At 52.7% G+C, this 18992-nt stretch carries 16 protein-coding genes and 3 tRNA genes; 9 read left to right on the forward strand and 10 right to left on the reverse strand.

Going from position 1 to position 18992, the window contains the following annotated elements:
* Nucleotides 1–11: 11 nt before the first annotated feature.
* Complete coding sequence (punC, locus tag SD961_RS19775; RefSeq protein ID WP_318792045.1) at nucleotides 12–1202, forward strand: purine nucleoside transporter PunC; 1191 nt, start codon at nucleotides 12–14, stop codon at nucleotides 1200–1202.
* Between the two features lie 296 nt (nucleotides 1203–1498).
* Complete coding sequence (gene cfa, locus SD961_RS19780; protein ID WP_318792046.1) at nucleotides 1499–2647, forward strand: cyclopropane fatty acyl phospholipid synthase; 1149 nt, start codon at nucleotides 1499–1501, stop codon at nucleotides 2645–2647.
* A 50-nt stretch (nucleotides 2648–2697) separates the two neighbouring features.
* Here cfa and SD961_RS19785 read toward each other — a convergent pair whose 3' ends face one another.
* Nucleotides 2698–3342: a riboflavin synthase subunit alpha gene (locus SD961_RS19785; RefSeq protein ID WP_318792047.1), complete on the reverse strand. Its 645-nt coding sequence runs from the start codon at nucleotides 3340–3342 to the stop codon at nucleotides 2698–2700.
* Nucleotides 3343–3566: 224 nt separating this feature from the next.
* Here SD961_RS19785 and SD961_RS19790 point away from each other — a divergent pair, with 224 nt between their 5' ends.
* The 6 genes from SD961_RS19790 (at nucleotide 3567) to SD961_RS19815 (ending at nucleotide 7662) form a co-directional block, all read left to right on the forward strand.
* A complete protein-coding gene (locus tag SD961_RS19790) occupies nucleotides 3567–4940 on the forward strand; it encodes an MATE family efflux transporter (RefSeq protein ID WP_318792048.1) in 1374 nt (457 codons plus the stop codon).
* Nucleotides 4941–5092: 152 nt separating this feature from the next.
* Nucleotides 5093–5169, forward strand: a tRNA-Val gene (locus SD961_RS19795).
* 4 nt (nucleotides 5170–5173) lie between these two features.
* Nucleotides 5174–5250, forward strand: a tRNA-Val gene (locus SD961_RS19800).
* Between the two features lie 8 nt (nucleotides 5251–5258).
* A tRNA-Val gene (locus tag SD961_RS19805) sits at nucleotides 5259–5335 on the forward strand.
* A 374-nt stretch (nucleotides 5336–5709) separates the two neighbouring features.
* A complete protein-coding gene (gene pykF, locus SD961_RS19810; RefSeq protein WP_318792050.1) occupies nucleotides 5710–7122 on the forward strand; it encodes a pyruvate kinase PykF in 1413 nt (470 codons plus the stop codon).
* A gap of 303 nt (nucleotides 7123–7425) precedes the next feature.
* Nucleotides 7426–7662 carry a major outer membrane lipoprotein gene (locus SD961_RS19815; RefSeq protein WP_013201929.1) on the forward strand — a complete coding sequence of 79 codons (237 nt, stop codon included), beginning with the start codon at nucleotides 7426–7428 and terminating at the stop codon, nucleotides 7660–7662.
* A 111-nt stretch (nucleotides 7663–7773) separates the two neighbouring features.
* On the opposite strand, the gene SD961_RS19820 is transcribed toward SD961_RS19815, so the two are convergent.
* The 7 genes from SD961_RS19820 to sufA all read right to left on the reverse strand — a co-directional run bounded on the left by SD961_RS19820 (nucleotide 7774) and on the right by sufA (nucleotide 14477).
* Complete coding sequence (locus SD961_RS19820) at nucleotides 7774–8808, reverse strand: L,D-transpeptidase family protein (protein ID WP_318792051.1); 1035 nt, start codon at nucleotides 8806–8808, stop codon at nucleotides 7774–7776.
* A 70-nt stretch (nucleotides 8809–8878) separates the two neighbouring features.
* Nucleotides 8879–9301: a cysteine desulfuration protein SufE gene (gene sufE, locus SD961_RS19825; protein WP_318792052.1), complete on the reverse strand. Its 423-nt coding sequence runs from the start codon at nucleotides 9299–9301 to the stop codon at nucleotides 8879–8881.
* 29 nt (nucleotides 9302–9330) lie between these two features.
* Complete coding sequence (sufS, locus tag SD961_RS19830; protein WP_318792053.1) at nucleotides 9331–10551, reverse strand: cysteine desulfurase SufS; 1221 nt, start codon at nucleotides 10549–10551, stop codon at nucleotides 9331–9333.
* Entirely contained in the window at nucleotides 10548–11828 is a 1281-nt protein-coding gene (gene sufD / locus SD961_RS19835; protein WP_318792054.1) for a Fe-S cluster assembly protein SufD, read from the reverse strand. The genes sufS and sufD overlap by 4 nt, the downstream gene beginning before the upstream one ends.
* Entirely contained in the window at nucleotides 11803–12549 is a 747-nt protein-coding gene (gene sufC, locus SD961_RS19840) for a Fe-S cluster assembly ATPase SufC (RefSeq protein WP_265910281.1), read from the reverse strand. Before sufC ends, sufD begins: the two co-directional genes overlap by 26 nt.
* 57 nt (nucleotides 12550–12606) lie before the next feature.
* Nucleotides 12607–14097, reverse strand: coding sequence for a Fe-S cluster assembly protein SufB (gene sufB / locus SD961_RS19845; RefSeq protein WP_318792055.1), 1491 nt, complete (start codon nucleotides 14095–14097; stop codon nucleotides 12607–12609).
* Nucleotides 14098–14102: 5 nt separating this feature from the next.
* Nucleotides 14103–14477, reverse strand: coding sequence for a Fe-S cluster assembly scaffold SufA (gene sufA / locus SD961_RS19850; RefSeq protein ID WP_318792057.1), 375 nt, complete (start codon nucleotides 14475–14477; stop codon nucleotides 14103–14105).
* 390 nt (nucleotides 14478–14867) lie between these two features.
* Here sufA and SD961_RS19855 point away from each other — a divergent pair, with 390 nt between their 5' ends.
* Nucleotides 14868–15272: a hypothetical protein gene (locus SD961_RS19855; protein ID WP_318792058.1), complete on the forward strand. Its 405-nt coding sequence runs from the start codon at nucleotides 14868–14870 to the stop codon at nucleotides 15270–15272.
* A gap of 36 nt (nucleotides 15273–15308) precedes the next feature.
* Here the strand turns inward: SD961_RS19855 and SD961_RS19860 are convergent, their stop codons facing one another.
* Both SD961_RS19860 and SD961_RS19865 read right to left on the reverse strand, forming a co-directional pair.
* Nucleotides 15309–15737 carry a hotdog fold thioesterase gene (locus tag SD961_RS19860; protein WP_318792059.1) on the reverse strand — a complete coding sequence of 143 codons (429 nt, stop codon included), beginning with the start codon at nucleotides 15735–15737 and terminating at the stop codon, nucleotides 15309–15311.
* A complete protein-coding gene (locus SD961_RS19865; RefSeq protein WP_318792060.1) occupies nucleotides 15737–18790 on the reverse strand; it encodes an FAD-binding and (Fe-S)-binding domain-containing protein in 3054 nt (1017 codons plus the stop codon). Before SD961_RS19865 ends, SD961_RS19860 begins: the two co-directional genes overlap by 1 nt.
* Nucleotides 18791–18992: the final 202 nt, after the last annotated feature.

Genomic DNA, 18992 nt, shown 5'->3' on the forward strand with positions numbered 1-18992 from the left:
AGAGAGAAAAAATGCCTTCAAAAGGATTTATTGTTTACCTCGCGCTACTCAGCGTCGCGGGTTTTCTCGCAACCGATATGTACCTGCCTGCTTTTATCGCTATGCAGCAAGACTTGCAAATCAGCGCGGGCATCATCAGCGCCAGCCTCAGCCTGTTTCTGGCCGGTTTTGCCAGTGGTCAGCTGATTTGGGGGCCGCTTTCCGATCGTATTGGCCGCAAGCCCGTTCTGTTGATGGGCCTGAGTCTGTTTGCCATCAGTTGTGCCGCGATGTGGTGGGTTCAATCCGCCTCTCTGCTGCTGGCGCTTCGATTTGCGCAGGCCATCGGCATCTGTGCCGCCGCAGTAAGCTGGCAAGCGCTGGTTGTTGACCGCTATCCGGCTGCGCAGGCTAACCGCGTTTTCGCCTCTATTATGCCTCTGGTAGCCCTGTCGCCAGCGCTTGCCCCGCTGCTGGGCGCCTGGCTGCTTAACCATTTTACCTGGCGTGCTATTTTTATCACGCTGTTGCTGGTCGCGGTTGCCTTGCTGATTTGTACCCTGTTTCTGGCATCGCCCCGTAAAGAGGCGACCCAGGCAGGCAGTGAGAAGATGAGCTTTATCAGCTTATTAAAATCCCCGGTCTACGGCGGTAACGTGCTGATATACGCCGCCTGTTCGGCCAGCTTTTTTGCCTGGTTAACAGGGTCTCCCTTCATTTTGGGAGCATTGGGCATGACGCCCGGAGATATCGGCCTGAGCTATGTGCCGCAAACGCTCGCGTTCCTGATTGGCGGGTATGGCTGCCGCACGCTGCTGAAACACCTTGAGGGACGGGCGCTGTTACCCTGGCTGCTGGCTCTTTATGGTGTCAGTATCGTCGCCTTCTTTATTGCCGCTCAACTGCCGGAACCTTCCCTGTATGCTTTGCTGATGCCTTTCTGCGGTATGGCGCTGGCCAATGGTGCGATTTATCCGATTGTGGTCGCTAATGCACTGCTGCCCTTCCCCCAATCCAGCGGCAAGGCTGCTGCCCTGCAGAACACACTGCAGCTGGGTTTATGCTGTGTTGCCAGTCTGATCGTGTCGACGTTTATCACCCATTCTCTGTTTACTACCTCGCTGGTCATGCTCTCAACTGTTGTTTTGTCAATAATCGGCTATATTTTACAACGTGTGAAATCACAAGAGATGGCTCTGGCTGGCGCACACGGCGGGCGCTAACGGCTTGAATTTATTGATTAGCACACTAACAATATTCCGTTGAATTGTGCCTGACGTGAGCATATACTCATGTCAGGCAACAAATAATAACAAGATTTTTGCATTTTTTTTGAGTCCTGACAGGGCTGTCAGCATGCTATTCCGCGTGGCTTTCGTTGCGCAACTCTGCAGGTATTCATATCAATCCTCTGTAACGCCGGATCAGGCGTACGGTTATGCCGTGCGTATTCTCAAATCCTGTAGAAATTGTCTATTCTTTTTCTCAGGTTTCAATCACACAGGGTGATGGAGAAGCTATGAGTTCATCGTGTATAGAAGAAGTGAGCCTTGGAGAGAATCAGTGGTACCGAATCATCCAGGAAATGTTGCGCAACGCTGATATTGAGATCAACGGTACCCGTCCCTGGGATATTAAGATAACCAACGCTGACTTCTTCAAGCGCGTGTTACAGGAAGGGTCACTGGGTCTGGGTGAAAGTTATATGGATGGCTGGTGGGAATGCGAACGGCTTGATATGTTCTTTCACCGCGTCCTGCTGGCTAAACTCGATCAACAGCTCCCCCACCACTTTAAAGATACGCTGAGGGTCGCTGCGGCCAGATTAACCAATCTGCAGTCACGTAAGCGTGCCTGGATTGTGGGCAAAGAGCATTACGATCTCGGTAATGACCTTTTCTCGCTGATGCTCGATCCTTATATGCAATATTCCTGTGGCTACTGGAAAGAAGCGCAAACGCTTGAACAGGCGCAGCAAGCTAAATTAAAAATGATCTGCGATAAGCTGAAGCTGGAGCCGGGGATGTCGCTGCTGGATATTGGTTGCGGCTGGGGCGGCCTGGCGGAGTTTGCGGCCAGAAATTATGGCGTGAGCGTATTCGGCGTGACTATTTCCGCCGAACAGCAAAAACTGGCCCAACAGCGTTGTGAAGGGCTGGATGTCACTATTCTGCTGCAGGACTATCGCGATCTCAATCAACAGTATGACCGTATTGTCTCTGTTGGCATGTTTGAACATGTAGGGCCAAAGAATTACGCAACCTATTTCGAGGTGGTCAACCGTAATCTGAAGCCTGACGGTATTTTCCTGCTCCACACCATCGGTGCCAACACTACCGATGAAAAAGTGGATCCATGGATCAATAAATATATTTTCCCCAACGGCTGCCTGCCCTCTGTGCGTCATATTGCCGATGCCCAGGAACCCTATTTCGTTATGGAAGACTGGCATAACTTCGGCCAGGATTACGACACCACGTTAATGGCCTGGCATCAGCGTTTTCTGGCCGCCTGGCCGGAACTGGCAGAAAAATATGGCGAGCGCTTTAAGCGGATGTTTGTTTATTATCTCAATGCCTGTGCTGGCGCCTTCCGCGCGCGCGACATTCAGCTCTGGCAGGTGGTCTTCACTCACGGCGTAGAAGGGGGGTTACGCGTTCCGCACTGATGGGATGAGAGACCAGAAGGGCCGACTAATGCTGTCGGCCTTTTTTTTATCTATTGCTCTGAAGCAGCCGCTGCGAGTAAAGCGGCTTCCCGCTGAGCCAGCACCCGCTCGACAGTTTCGACTATCGCCTGAGTATGGGGATCGATCTCAATATTAACGCGATCGCCCAGGCGTTTTGTGCCCAACGTGGTTCTGGCCAGCGTCTCTGGAATAAGATGAACACAGAATTTAGTTTTGGTGACTTCACCCACCGTCAGGCTGATGCCATCAATGCCAATAAAGCCTTTATGCAGAATGTATTTCATCTGCATAGCATCCTGCGGCCGGAACCATATTTCCCGGTTATTTTCTGAAGTCACTATTTTACTGATTTCAGCCGTGGTCATAATATGGCCGGACATTAAGTGACCGCCAATCTCATCGCTGAATTTCGCCGCACGCTCAACGTTCAGGGTATCCCCCACTTTCAGGTCACCCAGATTGGTAATCCGCAGCGTCTCTTTCACCAGATCAAAGCTTACCCGATCGCCCTGCACTTCTGTCACCGTCAGGCAGCAACCGTTGTGAGAGACAGAAGCGCCTAATTCCAGACCAGGCAGCATTTCCGCCGGCAATTTAACAATATGGGTACGAAAATTAGGTTTCTCTTCAATTGCCAGCACCTCAGCGGTGCCCTGCACAATACCGGTAAACATAGTTGTGGCCTCTTTAAAAGATTCTGGCTCTAGTTTGCCCTGGTCACCGAATAAAACCAAATGGCATCCCGAAGATCTCGTGACATAACGAGCTATTCTTAACGCGGAAGTTGGCTATTTTCTCTGCGAACATTACACTGTGCGACCATCCCTGCTTTTATATCGCAGAAATAGCGTTTTTTACTTTCGCAGTCTCTTTGTTTTGTTAACCAATAGGTGTATGTGTGCAGAAGTACTTTACAGAAGCGCGTCAATTATTAGCGCTGGCAATCCCGGTGATCCTTGCGCAGGTTGCGCAGACCGCTATGGGATTTGTCGATACCATTATGGCCGGCGCAGTCAGCGCCACGGACATGGCCGCCGTTGCCGTTGGCACCTCAGTCTGGTTGCCTGCCATTCTCTTCGGTCATGGTCTGATATTGTCACTTACTCCGGTGGTTGCGCAGTATAATGGCTCCGGTCGACGCGATCGCATAGCTTTCCAGGTACGTCAGGCCTACTGGCTGGCGGCGATGGTTTCTGTCGTCATCATGGTGCTGCTCTACAACGCCGGTTATCTGATCCGCTCTATGCATAATATTGATCCCCATATGGCAGATATTGCCGAAGGGTATCTTCATGCGCTGCTGTGGGGAGCGCCAGGCTACCTTTTCTTTCAGGTAGCCCGCAATCAGTGCGAAGGCCTTTCCAAAACCAAACCTGGCATGGTGATGGGATTCATCGGCCTGCTGGTGAATATCCCGGTTAACTATATCTTTATTTACGGCCATTTTGGCATGCCTGCACTGGGCGGCGTGGGCTGTGGTGTGGCCACCGCTTCCGTCTACTGGGTGATGTTTATTGCCATGAAATATTGGGCAGGCCGTGCCCATTCGATGCGTGATATTCGTGTAGCTGGCCGTTTCAGTCCGCCGGATAGCGCTATTCTGGGGCGTTTATTTAAGCTGGGTCTGCCCGTCGCACTGGCGCTTTTTTTCGAAGTCACGCTGTTTGCCGTGGTTGCCCTGCTGGTTTCTCCAATGGGAATTGTGAAGGTTGCGGGACATCAAATTGCGCTGAACTTCAGCTCGTTGATGTTTGTTTTGCCGCTCTCGCTGGGCGTGGCCACCACCATCCGCGTGGGTTACAGGCTTGGGCAGGGTTCTACTGAAGCAGCACGCGTCTCCGCCTGGACGGCACAGGCCGTGGGCGTATCGCTGGCAATGATGACCGCGATTTTTACCGTAACGTTCCGGGAACATATTGCTCATCTCTATACGGATAACCCTGAAGTGATCGCCCTGGCCTCTCATCTGATGTTCCTGGCCGCCATTTATCAGTTTTCTGATTCGATACAGGTTATTGGCAGCGGAATTTTGCGCGGCTACAAAGATACCCGTTCTATTTTCTTTATTACGTTTATTGCCTACTGGCTATTGGGTCTGCCCAGCGGATACATTCTGGCGCTAACGGATTGGGTGGTGCCGGGGATGGGACCAGCCGGTTTCTGGACCGGTTTTATCATCGGCCTGACCTCTGCGGCAATAATGATGGTCTGGCGGATGCGACGCCTGCAACAGAAGCCAGCTGAGGTAATTCTGGCTCGCGCAGCACATTAATTTATCGATATTTTTTAACCACGCCATGTTCAAAATTGCTGCGCTTCGCACAGTTGCGCAGCAGTTGGGAAGAAAAATGCAGATTTCCGCTTGCCAGGCGTAGAGGCTGTCGTTAATATTCGTCCCCGCTGTTACCAAGACAGCAAGCAGATGCGTTCTTAGCTCAGTTGGTTAGAGCACCACCTTGACATGGTGGGGGTCGGAGGTTCGAGTCCTCTAGAACGCACCACAGTGCGTCCGTAGCTCAGTTGGTTAGAGCACCACCTTGACATGGTGGGGGTCGGTGGTTCGAGTCCACTCGGACGCACCAAAATCAAAGCGTTCTTAGCTCAGTTGGTTAGAGCACCACCTTGACATGGTGGGGGTCGGAGGTTCGAGTCCTCTAGAACGCACCATTCTGCACGCTTCCAGATAAAACTCTCTGCTCCCCCCTGATGCGCAACAAGCTGATCTGCCGCAACCTTTGCTGCATTGCCTGCTGCTTTTTAATTGGTTTTCGCGCACTTAACGACTATAATACGGAACGTTGTTTCACTTGAATGGTTTCAGCGTATGGTTGACCCTTTAGCAAAAACGATAGCTTGTTGCGCAACGCATTTCTGCGCGCGCGCTGAAACCGCGTCTCAACTTCCCCTGCACGCTGTACCACCTTCACCTATTCTTATTCTGTATCGTAGTTTGCCACTCAGGCACGAATTCTTATCCGGCGCTCACTCAGGCTCCGGGATCTCGCTTTTCTCATCCATCACAACTTAATAGAAAACTCGTCATGAAAAAGACCAAGATTGTTTGTACTATCGGTCCAAAAACCGAATCCGAAGAAATGTTGACCAACCTGCTTGATGCGGGCATGAACGTAATGCGCCTTAACTTCTCCCACGGCGATTACGAAGAGCACGGTAAACGTATCTCGAATCTGCGCGCCGTGATGAGCAAAACCGGACATCAGGCGGCTATCCTGCTGGATACTAAAGGCCCTGAAATCCGTACCATGAAGCTGGAAGGCGGCACCGATGCGTCACTGAAAGCGGGTCAGACCTTTACCTTTACTACCGATCAGTCGGTCATTGGTAATACTGAACGCGTTGCTGTGACCTACGCTGGCTTAACCGCTGACCTGAAAGTGGGTAATACCGTGCTGGTGGATGACGGTTTGATCGGCATGGAAGTGACCGAAGTTACCGAAAACACCGTGGTTTGTAAGGTTCTGAATAACGGCGATCTGGGCGAGAATAAAGGCGTTAACCTGCCTGGCGTTTCTATCCAGCTGCCGGCACTGGCGGAAAAAGACAAGCGCGACCTGATCTTTGGTTGTGAGCAGGGCGTGGATTTTGTAGCCGCATCCTTTATCCGTAAGCGTTCTGACGTACTGGAAATCCGTGAGCATCTTAAGCAGCACGGTGGCGAGCACATTCAGATCATCTCTAAAATCGAAAACCAGGAAGGCCTGAACAACTTCGACGAAATCCTTGATGCTTCCGACGGCATCATGGTGGCTCGTGGTGATTTAGGCGTGGAGATCCCGGTTGAAGAGGTGATCTTTGCACAGAAAATGATGATCAAGAAATGTAACCGTGCCCGCAAAGTGGTGATCACCGCGACGCAGATGCTCGATTCCATGATCAAAAACCCGCGCCCTACCCGTGCAGAAGCGGGCGACGTTGCCAACGCCATTCTGGACGGCACCGATGCGGTCATGCTCTCTGGTGAGAGCGCCAAAGGGAAATACCCGCTGGAATCTGTGACCATTATGGCCACTATCTGCGAGCGTACTGACCGCGTAATGAAGAGCCGTATCGACTCTCAGCACGACAACCGTAAAATGCGTATCACCGAAGCGGTGTGTCGTGGCGCGGTTGAGACTGCCGAAAATCTGGAAGCTCCACTGATTGTGGTGGCGACTGAAGGCGGTAAATCAGCCAAGTCAGTACGTAAATACTTCCCTAACGCCACGATTCTGGCTTTAACCACCAATGAGCAGACCGCGCGTCAGCTGCTGTTAAGCAAAGGCATCATTACCTCTGTGGTGAAAGAAATCGCTTCTACTGACGATTTCTACCGCCTTGGTAAAGAAGCTGCGGTAGCCAGCGGCTATGGTCAGAAAGGCGATGTCGTGGTTATGGTTTCTGGCGCATTAGTGCCAAGTGGAACCACAAATACCGCCTCTGTGCACGTGCTGTAATAGAAGATTACGCCTTGTAGTGAAAAAGCGCCTCTAAGGCGCTTTTTTTACAACTGTAGTAAAGACTAGTCTTAAAATTTCCAATCGAATTTAACGATGCAATTTTTATTATCTGAAGATGAGTCCAATTAAAGTCGTCTGTTTTCGCTAATTTTTTTGTAGAAAAGTAGAAAGACGGTGCATCTTTGAGCGAACGATCAAAATTAAGCACTTTCTCATCAAAAATTTATTCTCATTAGAAAAAACTTTGTGTAATACTTGTAACGCTACATGGAGATTAACTCAATCTAGAGGGTATAAATAATGAATCGTACTAAACTGGTACTGGGCGCGGTAATCCTGGGTTCAACTTTGCTGGCTGGCTGTTCAAGCAACGCTAAAATCGATCAGCTGTCTACCGACGTGCAGACTCTGAACGCTAAAGTTGACCAGCTGAGCAACGACGTGAACGCAATGCGTTCTGACGTTCAGGCTGCTAAAGATGACGCAGCTCGCGCTAACCAGCGTCTGGACAACCAGGCTCACTCTTACCGTAAGTAAGAGTTCTGGTTTGAAAATGGCGCACATTGTGCGCCATTTTTTTGTCTGTAGTTTCCTGCCGATCCTCCTCTCCCCTCTTCTCCTCAGACATGTCGCTATAATGCCTTACAATCAATTCTGCGGGCTTTCGTCTTTTATCTGAGTGACACTGACAGAGGATGCCTGAACCTCTTCAGAATCGCTCTGCTGCAGGTTAACGGGCAATGTATTTTGATCGGTTACCACTTCCCCCTGACTTACAATCACCGGCATGCCAGAACGGCGCTCAATAACCTGTTTAATCATTTCAGCATCACTCTTATCGCTCTTCACAAACTTTTTGCCGTTTGTGGTCAGCGTAATCGGCATGGTCTGCGGATCATCCTTTTCACTGTGTGACAGCGGCTGGTGAACTTCGAGATAACGTTTCCCATCTGGCTCTACAGCATACTTCAACGGCTGATTGATAATCTGCACCCTGGTGCCCTTAGGGACGCTGTTGAACAGCGCCTCGATATCGTCAGGCCGCAGGCGAATACAACCGGAGCTGACGCGCATACCAATGCCAAAATCCGCATTGGTGCCGTGGATCAGATAATGGCCCTGACCATAAGCCAGACGCATGGCATACAGCCCCATGGGGTTATCCGGCCCGGCAGGCACGGTAACCGGCAAGGTCTTGCCTTCAGCGGCATAGCGCTTACGGATATTCGGTGTGGGAGTCCAGGTAGGATTAGGGATTTTCTGGCTGATGCTGGTCACCATGGCTGGCGTGTTCGCCCCAAGCTGGCCGATCCCGATGGGATAGACGATGACCTTGCTCTCATTTGCAGGGTAGTAGTAAAGCCTGAGCTCGGCGACGTTGACGACAATCCCTTCCCTTTTTGTATCCGGTAGCAGCATCTGAGTGGGAATAGTCAACTGGGTTCCCGCTTTGGGTAACCAGGGATCGGTGCCTGGGTTAGCTTCCAGCATACCTAACAGGCCAATTTTGTAGTGTGCTGCTACAGCTTCCAGCGATCGCCCATCCGCTGGAACGGTATAAGTGGTGTTCTCACCAATTAAGCGGCTGTTTTCTGCAGGCAGAGGGTACTCCGTAGCGCTGGCATACTGCGTGGAGGTCAGGATGGTAAAGAAAAGTGCGGCAAAAGTAGACAGAGGTTTCATGCGGATTTCCCGTTCAGGCTGATGAAACTTCCCGCCAGCGAAGCGGGAAGCCTGTCGGAAGTGTAGCAACTCAGTTCTGCGAAAGAACCTGAGCTTTTTGCCGGATGGCGCGGATCATCGCTTCCAGCCCCTGTGAACGCGAAGGCGTAAGGTGCTGAGTTAAAGCGAGCTGTTCAAACCACGGACGCACATCAAAGGCCAGGATTTCGGCCGGGGTCATGCGTTGATAAAGAACAAAAACCACGGCAATCAAGCCCTTAACAATGGCAGCATCGCTGTCACCGCGCAGGATAACGCGCCCTTCTTCATCACAATCCATCAGGATCCATACCTGGCTCTGACAGCCCGAGATGATATTTTCCGGCTGATGGAGGGATTCAGACAATTCTGGCAGCATCGCGCCCAGTTCAATAACGTAAAGGTACTTCTCTTCCCAGTTAGCGCAACGGGTAAAGTTACGCACCAGTTTCTCTTTCTCTGGCAATGACGCCATTGGTGCCTCCGGTAGCCGCCAGGCAAAAATCAGCCCAGCAGGCGGTGTATACGTGTCAGACCCGCCGCCAGGCGGTCGGCCTCTTCTTCGCTATTATACAGAACAAAGGAGGCACGGCACATCGCTGGCACGCCGTAGTGGTTCATTAACGGCATAGCGCAGTGGTTACCGGTGCGAATGGCAATACCATACTGATCCAGGAAGCTGCCGACGTCATAGGCGTGATGCTTGCCCAGATTGAAGGCGATAACGCCAGCACGCTGTTTCGGGCCATAAATAACCAGATCGGGCACCGAGGCCAGCTTGTCGAGTGTATAACGCATCAGCGACTGTTCACGCTCATGGATAACATCCAGACCCAGCTCTGAAACCCAGCTGAGTGCAGCGCCCAGACCGATAATGCTGCCGGTATTGGGAGAACCCGCCTCAAAGCGCCATGGCGCTGCGGCATACGTTGTCCCTTCAGTCAGGCTGACGGTGGCAATCATCGACCCGCCCCCTTCCCACGGAGGCATCTGGTCCAGCATCTCTTTACGACCATAAAGAATGCCGATGCCGGAGGGGCCATAAATTTTATGGCCCGAGAAGGCATAAAAATCGCAGCCCAGATCCTGGACATCGACTTTCTCATGCATCACGGCCTGTGCACCGTCAATCAACGTAGCAACACCGGCCGCTTTCGCCTGCGCGATAATCTCTTTCACCGGGTTGATGGTGCCAAGCACATTCGACACCTGCGTCAGAGCCAGCATACGGGTACGGCTGTCGATAAGCTGAGGTAACACGGAGAGGTCAAGTTCGCCAGTTTCCGTCAGCGGGATAAAGCGGACTTCCGCACCGGTGCGTTCAGCCACCATCTGCCAGGGGACAATATTGGCGTGATGCTCCATCTCGGTGATAATAATATTATCACCTGCCTGAAGCTGCCTGCCGCCCCAGCTGTTGGCCACCAGGTTTATCGCCTCGGTAGTCCCTTTAACAAAGACAATCTCTTCTGGCGATGCCGCATTCAGGAAGCGTGCAGCCTGAGTCCGCACGTTTTCCATATCGGTGGTCGCTTCCGCACTCAGAGTATGAATACCCCGGTGTACGGCAGCGTAGCCATGCTGATAAAAATGACTCTCTGCATCAATCACCGCCTGCGGCTTTTGCGCACTGGCGGCGCTGTCGAGGTAGGCCAGCGGTTGGCCATTTACTTCTCGCGCCAGAACAGGAAATTGAGCCCTGACGCGTGTCAGGTCAAAACTCATTTAATGCCTCCGGGAAAGCGCTGTGCAATACGCTGCATCACCGCTTCTTTCAGTACCTCATCCGTGATGGCTTCAGTCAGCTCGGCGGCAAAGGCGTAGATAATCATGCGCTGGGCAGACTCTTCGCCAATCCCACGAGCACGCAGGTAGAACATCTGCTCATCGTCGATGCGGCCAATGGTGGCACCGTGGCTGCACTTCACGTCGTCGGCGTAGATTTCAAGCTGCGGCTTGGTGTCCACTTCCGCAAGACGACCCAGCAACAGATTGTTGTTGGTCATCTGACCGTCGGTTTTTAACGCATGCTTCGCTACTTTGATCATGCCGTTAAACACTGCACGGGCTTTATCACGGACGATGGTTTTATGCAGCTGACGGCTCTGACAATACCCCTTGTTGTGCTCAAGGTAAGTACGGCTGTCGCACACTTCTTTCTCAACCGGCAGCATCAGGCTGTTGATGCCCAAATCCGTGCCTTCGCCATTAAGCTGAACGCTGGTATTGTGACGGGTAAGTCCCGCGCCCAGCAGGAAGCTGTGGCTTTTCACATTCGCGTCACGTTCGATAACAAAATCGTTATGCGCAAAGTGGTAGCTGCTGTTGTGCTCGAATGCCAGCTTGTAGTGCTTCAGCTGGGCATTGTTGCCTACGGTTGCCGTGAAGCGAGAACCGGTAAAGTGGCTGGCGTCGTTCAGGCTGACGTAATGTTCAATTACTGTCGCCTCTGCCCCTTCATCAAGCTGCAAATGATGACGATAGTGCGAAGTATTCATCCCCGCTTCTGCGCTGCTGCTGATGTGCAGCATATAGATAGCCCGGGAAGCGGATTTGCCACGCGCCAGATGCAGCGTGGTCACCTCTTCCGCCAGGCTTTCCGTCAGATGCAGAAATACTTCAGGCTGAACCGGCGCGCTGCTTTCGCGGCGCTGCGCTGCCTGAGTAACCTGAATATCAAACAGATCAAACGTATTGTCGCTCAGCGCAGCGTTAAACCGCCCGTCCACAAAGACCAGTCTGACCGCGTCGATATCCAGTGCCAGCGCTTTAACCTGCTCAGCAGTTACCGAAGCGGCTTTATGCGCCACGAACTGGTTATCAAAAAGCGCTTCCAGCGGGGTATATTTCCAGTTTTCCTGCTTACGCCCCGGCAGCCCTAAACGCAGCACCTGCTGCCAGTGCTGCTGAGCCTGCAGGGAACGGTTCTCGCCCTGGGTTTCAAACAAGTGATGCCACTGCTGCAGGGCATGATCACTATTCCTGGTCGGTAAGCCAGCCATAGCCTTGCTCCTCCAGTTGTTTCACCAGCGAGAAGTCACCTGACTTAACGATTTTTCCCTGATAGAGCACGTGCACGAAGTCCGGCTTGATGTAGTCCAGAATGCGCTGATAGTGCGTAACGATAATGAAAGCGCGCTTGCCGTCACGCAGCGTGTTAACGCCGTTTGCAACCGTTTTCAGGGCATCGATATCCAGACCGGAGTCGGTTTCATCCAGAATGCACAGCTCAGGCTCTAATGCCGCCATCTGCAGAATATCGTTACGCTTTTTCTCACCGCCAGAGAAGCCGACGTTGACTGAACGGGTCAGCAAATCTTCAGGCATTTTCAGCAGCTGAATTTTGTCTTCAATGAAGTCCTGAAAATCAAAACGATCCAGCGCTTCCTGGTCACGGTATTTGCGCACCGAATTAACGGCCGTTTGCAGGAAGAACTGGTTGCTGACGCCCGGGATCTCTACCGGGTACTGGAAGGCCATAAAGATCCCTTCCCCCGCGCGATCTTCCGGGGAAAGCTCCAGCAAATCTTTGCCTTTGAAGCTTACTGAACCGCCGGTGATCTCATACTCTTCGCGACCTGCCAGCGTGGCGGACAGCGTACTTTTGCCCGATCCGTTCGGCCCCATAATGGCGTGAACTTCACCCGCTTTTACCTCAAGATCCAGCCCACGCAGGATCTCTTTGTCTTCAATACTAACCTGTAAATCTTTGATACTTAACATAGTGTTTCCCTGGCAGTGCTGTCCGGCACTGCACTGAATGACCGTAAGCGCGGGGGCTTAGCCCACGCTGTGTTCAAGGCTGATCGCCAGCAGTTTCTGCGCTTCCACCGCAAATTCCAGCGGCAGCTCAGAGAAGACATCCTTACAGAAGCCGTTCACAATCATGGAGATAGCATCATCTTCGCTGATCCCACGCTGCAGGCAGTAGAACATCTGATCTTCACCAATTCTGGAGGTTGTTGCTTCATGCTCCAGCTGAGCGCTGTTGTTGCGCACCTCCACGTAGGGGAAGGTGTGCGCGCCGCAGTCGGCGCCAATCAGCATCGAGTCACACTGGGTGAAGTTTCGGGCGTTGGTCGCCGTAGGCATGATTTTTACCAAGCCACGGTAGGTATTCTGGCTTTTCCCCGCTGAAATCCCTTTGGAGATAATGGTCGACTTGGTGTTTTTACCAATGTGGATCATCTTGGTGCCGGTATCCGCCTGCTGATGACCGCTGGTCAGGGCAACGGAGAAGAATTCACCCACCGAGTTGTCGCCACGCAGGATCACGCTTGGGTATTTCCAGGTGATCGCTGAGCCAGTCTCAGACTGCGTCCAGGACATTTTGCTGTTTTCACCTTCGCAAAGCGCACGCTTGGTCACGAAGTTCAGGATGCCGCCTTCGGACTCGCCGCCGGAGAACCAATTCTGTACGGTGGAGTACTTCACTTCCGCATCTTTATGGATGATGACTTCAACCACCGCCGCGTGCAGCTGATAGGTGTCACGTACCGGAGCAGAACAGCCTTCGATGTAGCTGACATAGCTGCCTTCATCAGCAATCAGGATGGTGCGCTCGAACTGACCTGTTTTCGCCGCATTAATACGGAAATAGGTAGAAAGCTCCATCGGGCAACGGACGCCTTTCGGGATATAGACAAATGTCCCGTCAGAGGCCACAGCAGAGTTCAGCGCCGCAAAGAAGTTGTCGTTAGCGGGCACCACGCTTCCCAGATACTGTTTAACCAGTTCCGGATGATCGTGGATGGCTTCGCCAAAGGAGCAGAAGATGATCCCCTGCTCTGCCAGCTTGCCACGGTAAGTAGTAGAGACTGACACCGAGTCAAAGATGGCATCCACAGCGACTTCCTGACCTTCACGAACCGGTACGCCGAGCTGTTTGAAGGCGTTCTCCACTTCTTCAGTCAGGTAGTTCGCCGGGGTCGATCCCGAAGCTTGTTGTGCACCCGGCTCAGAGGCGCAACTGTCATCACAGTTACCGCAGGACGGCGCGGAATAGTAACTATAATCCTGGTAGTTCAGCGATTTATAGTTAGCTTTCAGCCAGTGCGGCTCTTCCATCTCCAGCCAGGCCGCATACGCTTTCAGGCGGAATTCAAGCATCCACTCTGGCTCGTTGCGTTTGGCAGAGATAGCACGCACAACGTCTTCGCTGATGCCGTGTTCAAACTCTTCGGTCTGCAGCTGAGTGAAGAAACCTTCTTTGTACTTCTGGTTTCCTTCCCAGACCTGCACATCATCCGATGTATCAGTGTTTCGGGACATAAATTTTACTCAACGCCAAAGCTCTCACCACAGCCACAGGCGTGTTGAGCTTTAGGATTATTAAATTTGAAAATCTGGTTCAGACCTTCACGAACGAAATCCACTTCAGTACCGTCGATGAAAGGCATGGCCTGCAGGGGCACATAGAGATGTGCGCCCTGGTTAGTGAAGACCAAATCATCGTCGGCGGGCTCTTTCACCAAATCCATGGTGTAGCCGAAACCGGCGCAGCCCGACGTTTTCACGCCGAGCTTCAGGCCTTTCACATGAGGGTCATTTGCGGCTAGCGCAATGATCTGTTTTGCGGCGCTGTCAGTGAGCGTCAGTCCTTTCCAGACATAGTCGTCGGGAGAAAAAGAAGCCGTAGTTGCTGATGGCATAACATTACCTCGTGAGTCGATAGCCCTGTGGGCTAATACCCCTATGTTAGTGATAATGAATATCGCTTCAACCTCTTGTTTTGCAGGGATTAAGGCCAAACGGGGTTTTTCGGCCCTCTGTATTGAGTTTAGACCCTGTAAGAAGGAATGCGATTTGTGTCACGCGTCGATTTAACGAAATGGTAACACATTGAAAACAGGTCAGTAAATCCAACCGCGAAAATGCTAAACAGGAATAATACTCATTTTACCTCTTTCAGCCGCGTCAATTATCGTTATTACCGATTTTTCTGAGAGGCAGCATTTATGGGTAAAAATAATTGCCATCGCCGTTGAATATTATGCCAGTTACTCTATGATAATGATTATCATTAACGAGTGGGTTCTGACATGACGCTGTCGATAAACGCCTGGCTACAACACAAAATTGATGAATATAAGTTCTCAATCCGCGATATCACCGTTGATTACTACATGGCGCAAGCCAAACTAAACCGCCCGGAATGCACGATTGAGCAGCTGCGTAAATTTAATGATACCTGCCTCGATATGGCTGAACTCTGCCAGCTTAACGGCGACGAACAGAGCTACCTGCATGCCCTCGGCAAACTTCACCACCGCCTGATTCAGGAGCTGGGTAATACAGAGCGCGAAAGGCTGTTCCGTATGCAAGCCTGGCAGCTGGCTCGCCACTCGCTTACCCGCCTGTGCCATCAGCTGGCACTCTGCGGAGAGTGGGATAAAGCGACAAAGCTCCAGAGCGACTTCGTTAAGCACGCTTCCTGGATAATCTGAGGCGTCCGGAGGCGATTTTAAAGGCCGGGAAGTATATCACTCTTTTCCCTTGCCTGACATCACTGCGGTGGTCAAACGAGAGGTACAGCATAAGCGCTGCTGCTGGTCGAAGATCTCAATCTGCCAGACCTGATGACGCCGCCCAAGATGAAGGGCCCGGCAGACCCCCGTTACCTCCCCTTCGCGTACGGCCCGGAGGTGACTGGCATTGATCTCCACGCCCACGATAAAGTCCTCCCCTTCCGTACAGAGATAGCCCGCCATTGAACCCAGCGTCTCAGCCAGAGCGGCAGAAGCGCCGCCATGAAGCAGGCCAAATGGCTGCCGGGTTCGGCCATCAACCGGCAGCGTGGCCGTTAACGACTGCTCATCCATCGCGGTAAAAAGAATGCCCAGATGCGCCACCAGCGTTCCCTGACTACGCTGATTGAGTTGTTCTAACGAAACCTGACGCTTCCAGACCATTACACTATCTCCAGCAGAGCCTGCAATGGATGACGCATACCGTTCCCCTCCACGCGTTTCACCTGGCTGCGGCAGGAGTAGCCGGTAGCCAGACAGCGCTGACGCGGCAGCTTTTGCAGCGCCTGATGCCAGGAGAGCTCATAGATCCCCAGTGAGTTTGCAAGGTTTTTACTTTCATGACCATAAGTGCCTGCCATACCGCAGCACCCCACGCTGACGTTTTCCAGCTTCGCGCCAAAGCGGGCAAAAATGCTTTCCCACTGTTTGGTGGAGGTTGGCAGCGCGGTCACTTCCGTGCAGTGCCCAAACAGATACCATGCTTCACCACTCGCCGGGCGCTTTTCCTGTGAAGGAAGCGCCTGTTGCAGCCACTCATGGACTAACTGAACATGGAACGTCCCGCGTTCGCCCGCCAGGATCTCTTTGTATTCTTCGCGATAACAGAGCACCAGGGCGGGGTCCACGCCAACCATAGGCAGCTCCAGTTGCGCTACCCGGTTAAGGAAATCTGCCGTTTTCTTCGCCGTGCGGGCAAAACTCTGCAGGAAGCCTTTTATATGCTGCGCTTTGCCGTTGGGAGAGAAAGGCAGCACCACCGGCTGGTAGCCGAGCTTTTCAATCAGACGGACAAAATCGGTTACCAACTGCGCTTCGTAGTAGCTGGTGAAAGGGTCCTGTACCACCAGCACATGGCCTTGACGTTCTGCCGGACTCATCGCCTCCAGCTGTTCCAGCGTGGTTTTCATGGCAGGCTGCCCGGCCAGCTGTTTTTTCAGATTAGGCGAAGAGAGTAACGGCAAATCCACCATGCCGATATGACGTTTACTCATCTCTCTCACCAGCGGCTGACGCAAAAAGAAATTGAAGAAAGCGGGTGCCTTCGCCATCAGCGGCGCATAGCTTTCCACGCTGCCTACCAGGTAGTCACTGGCCGGACGCAGATAGCGGGTGTGATAGAGCTGCAGGAAGCGTGAACGGAAGCCGGGCACATCAATTTTGATTGGGCATTGGGTCGAGCAGGCTTTACAGGCAAGGCAGCCAGACATCGCCTCTTTTACCTCATGCGAGAAATCATATTCGCCACGGCGGGCATACCAGCTGTTGCGGGTGCGCTCTATCATGCCACGCAGTGAGACTTTTGCTTTCGGCAGGCTTCTCTCCAGCACCAGCGGGTCAACGCCCTGCTCTGCCAGCAGACGCAGCCATTCACGGGTCAGAGTAGCGCGTCCTTTGGGCGAGTGAATGCGGTTGCCGGTAATTTTCATCGACGGGCACATGGGACTTTTAACGTCAAAGTTGAAGCAGAGGCCGTTACCGTTGCATTCCATTGCGCCACGCCAGTCAGTACGGACGTTAACCGGGATCTGACGGTCAAAGGTGCCACGCTTCTGCGCATCAACCTGCATCATCGGCTCATCCACACCGAATGGCGTACAAATTTTACCGGGGTTAAGACGGTTTGCGGGATCAAACGCCGCTTTAATGCGGCGCAAATCGTTGAAGAGTTCTTCCCCGAAAAAAGCCGGGCTGTATTCCGCGCGAAATCCTTTGCCGTGCTCTCCCCACAGCAGGCCACCATAACGGGCCGTCAGCGCCACCACTTCGTCAGAGATCTGCTTCATCAGCATCTCCTGGTGGGGATCGCACATATCCAGCGCCGGGCGCACGTGCAGCACGCCAGCATCCACATGCCCAAACATGCCATAACTCAGGTTATGGCCATCCAGCAGCGCACGGAATTCGACGATGTAATCCGCAAGATGCTGGGGCGGCACACAGGTATCCTCGACAAAAGGAATCGGTTTGGCCAGCCCCTTTGCATTACCCAGCAGGCCAACCGCTTTTTTGCGCATAGCGTAGATGCGCTCAATCCCCTTGAGATCGTCGCAGAGCTGATAGCCGATGATGCCCGCTTCACCGCTGCTCATCAGGCTGTCCAGGCGCTGACAGAGCGCCTCCATCTGACCATCGATCAGCGCCTTGTCGTCTCCGGCAAATTCCACGATATTCAGCCCCAGCATCTCCCGATCCGGCACATCAGTAATCAGTTCCCTGACTGAATGCCAGACGATATCCTCCCGCGCCAGGTTCAGCACCTTTGAGTCGACGGTTTCCACCGACAGCGCTTTCGCTTCCACCATAAAAGGCGCGCTGCGCAGAGCAGAGTCAAAAGAGTCATATTTAATGTTCACCAGCCGGCGAACTTTAGGGATCGGGGTAATGTTCAGACGCGCTTCGGCAATAAAGGCAAGCGTGCCTTCTGCGCCGCAGAGGATACGCGTCAGGTCGATATGCTGCAGATCGTCGCTGACCACGTGCCGCAGATCATAACCGGTCAGGAAACGGTTAAGCCTGGGGAAGGTCTCTCTGATAGCCTGATGGCGATCGCGGCAGCGCTCCAGCACGGTACGATAGATGGTCCCTTCCTGGCTCTGCTCCTGCGCCAGCTCTTCTGCCAGCGCGACGGGAACAGCGCGGGTGTCGAGGATTTCGCCGCCGAGCAACACGGCACGTAAGCCAGTGACATGATCGGAGGTCTTGCCGTACACCAGCGACCCCTGCCCTGAAGCATCGGTGTTAATCATGCCGCCAAGGGTAGCCCGGTTACTGGTGGAGAGTTCAGGTGAGAAGAAGTAGCCGTAAGGTTTCAGGAACGCATTGAGCTGATCTTTGATCACGCCGGCTTCAACCTTAACCCAGCCCTTTTCGACATTAATCTCAAGAATGCGATTCATATGACGCGACAGATCAACCACGATCCCCTGATTCAGAGATTGCCCGTTGGTGCCGGTGCCGCCGCCTCTGGGGGTAAAGATCAGGCTGGTAAAACGCTCTTCAGCAGCCAGCCGGGCAATCAGGGCGACATCCGCCGTAGAGCGGGGAAACAGCACCGCATCCGGAAGTAGCTGATAGATACTGTTGTCGGTGGACATCGTAAGGCGATCGGCATAGCTGGTGGCGGTGTCGCCTGTAAACCCATGCTGCTCCAGCGCCTGTAAAAAATTGAGCACCAGCTGAACGAGGCCGGGTGCCTGGGAAATCTGTGGGATCATTATCGGGTGACCAGATGTTGTGTATAGATAAACTCACTCTCCTGTTTTTATCACACTTTTTTATCGCCTGTCGCGATTTCAAAATCAGGGTAAAAAGATTAGCGTGGCGTTTCTGGTGAAAACGCGTTTAATACGCAAAGCTGGAGGAATATCTGTACAGACAAGGGGTCTGTCAGGATTTACCCGCACTGATTTCATACTG

The sequence above is a fragment of the Erwinia sp. MMLR14_017 genome (assembly GCF_033657285.1).
Taxonomy (GTDB): Bacteria; Pseudomonadota; Gammaproteobacteria; order Enterobacterales; family Enterobacteriaceae; genus Erwinia.

Coding starts and splice junctions, on each gene's coding strand:
- SD961_RS19820 (WP_318792051.1), bottom strand. CDS start 8,808: ATGAAACCTCTGTCTACTTTTGCCGCACTTTTCTTTACCATCCTGACC.
- SD961_RS19815 (WP_013201929.1), top strand. CDS start 7,426: ATGAATCGTACTAAACTGGTACTGGGCGCGGTAATCCTGGGTTCAACT.
- sufA (WP_318792057.1), bottom strand. CDS start 14,477: ATGCCATCAGCAACTACGGCTTCTTTTTCTCCCGACGACTATGTCTGG.
- sufD (WP_318792054.1), bottom strand. CDS start 11,828: ATGGCTGGCTTACCGACCAGGAATAGTGATCATGCCCTGCAGCAGTGG.
- SD961_RS19785 (WP_318792047.1), bottom strand. CDS start 3,342: ATGTTTACCGGTATTGTGCAGGGCACCGCTGAGGTGCTGGCAATTGAA.
- SD961_RS19855 (WP_318792058.1), top strand. CDS start 14,868: ATGACGCTGTCGATAAACGCCTGGCTACAACACAAAATTGATGAATAT.
- punC (WP_318792045.1), top strand. CDS start 12: ATGCCTTCAAAAGGATTTATTGTTTACCTCGCGCTACTCAGCGTCGCG.
- sufC (WP_265910281.1), bottom strand. CDS start 12,549: ATGTTAAGTATCAAAGATTTACAGGTTAGTATTGAAGACAAAGAGATC.
- sufE (WP_318792052.1), bottom strand. CDS start 9,301: ATGGCGTCATTGCCAGAGAAAGAGAAACTGGTGCGTAACTTTACCCGT.
- cfa (WP_318792046.1), top strand. CDS start 1,499: ATGAGTTCATCGTGTATAGAAGAAGTGAGCCTTGGAGAGAATCAGTGG.
- sufB (WP_318792055.1), bottom strand. CDS start 14,097: ATGTCCCGAAACACTGATACATCGGATGATGTGCAGGTCTGGGAAGGA.
- SD961_RS19865 (WP_318792060.1), bottom strand. CDS start 18,790: ATGATCCCACAGATTTCCCAGGCACCCGGCCTCGTTCAGCTGGTGCTC.
- pykF (WP_318792050.1), top strand. CDS start 5,710: ATGAAAAAGACCAAGATTGTTTGTACTATCGGTCCAAAAACCGAATCC.
- SD961_RS19860 (WP_318792059.1), bottom strand. CDS start 15,737: ATGGTCTGGAAGCGTCAGGTTTCGTTAGAACAACTCAATCAGCGTAGT.
- sufS (WP_318792053.1), bottom strand. CDS start 10,551: ATGAGTTTTGACCTGACACGCGTCAGGGCTCAATTTCCTGTTCTGGCG.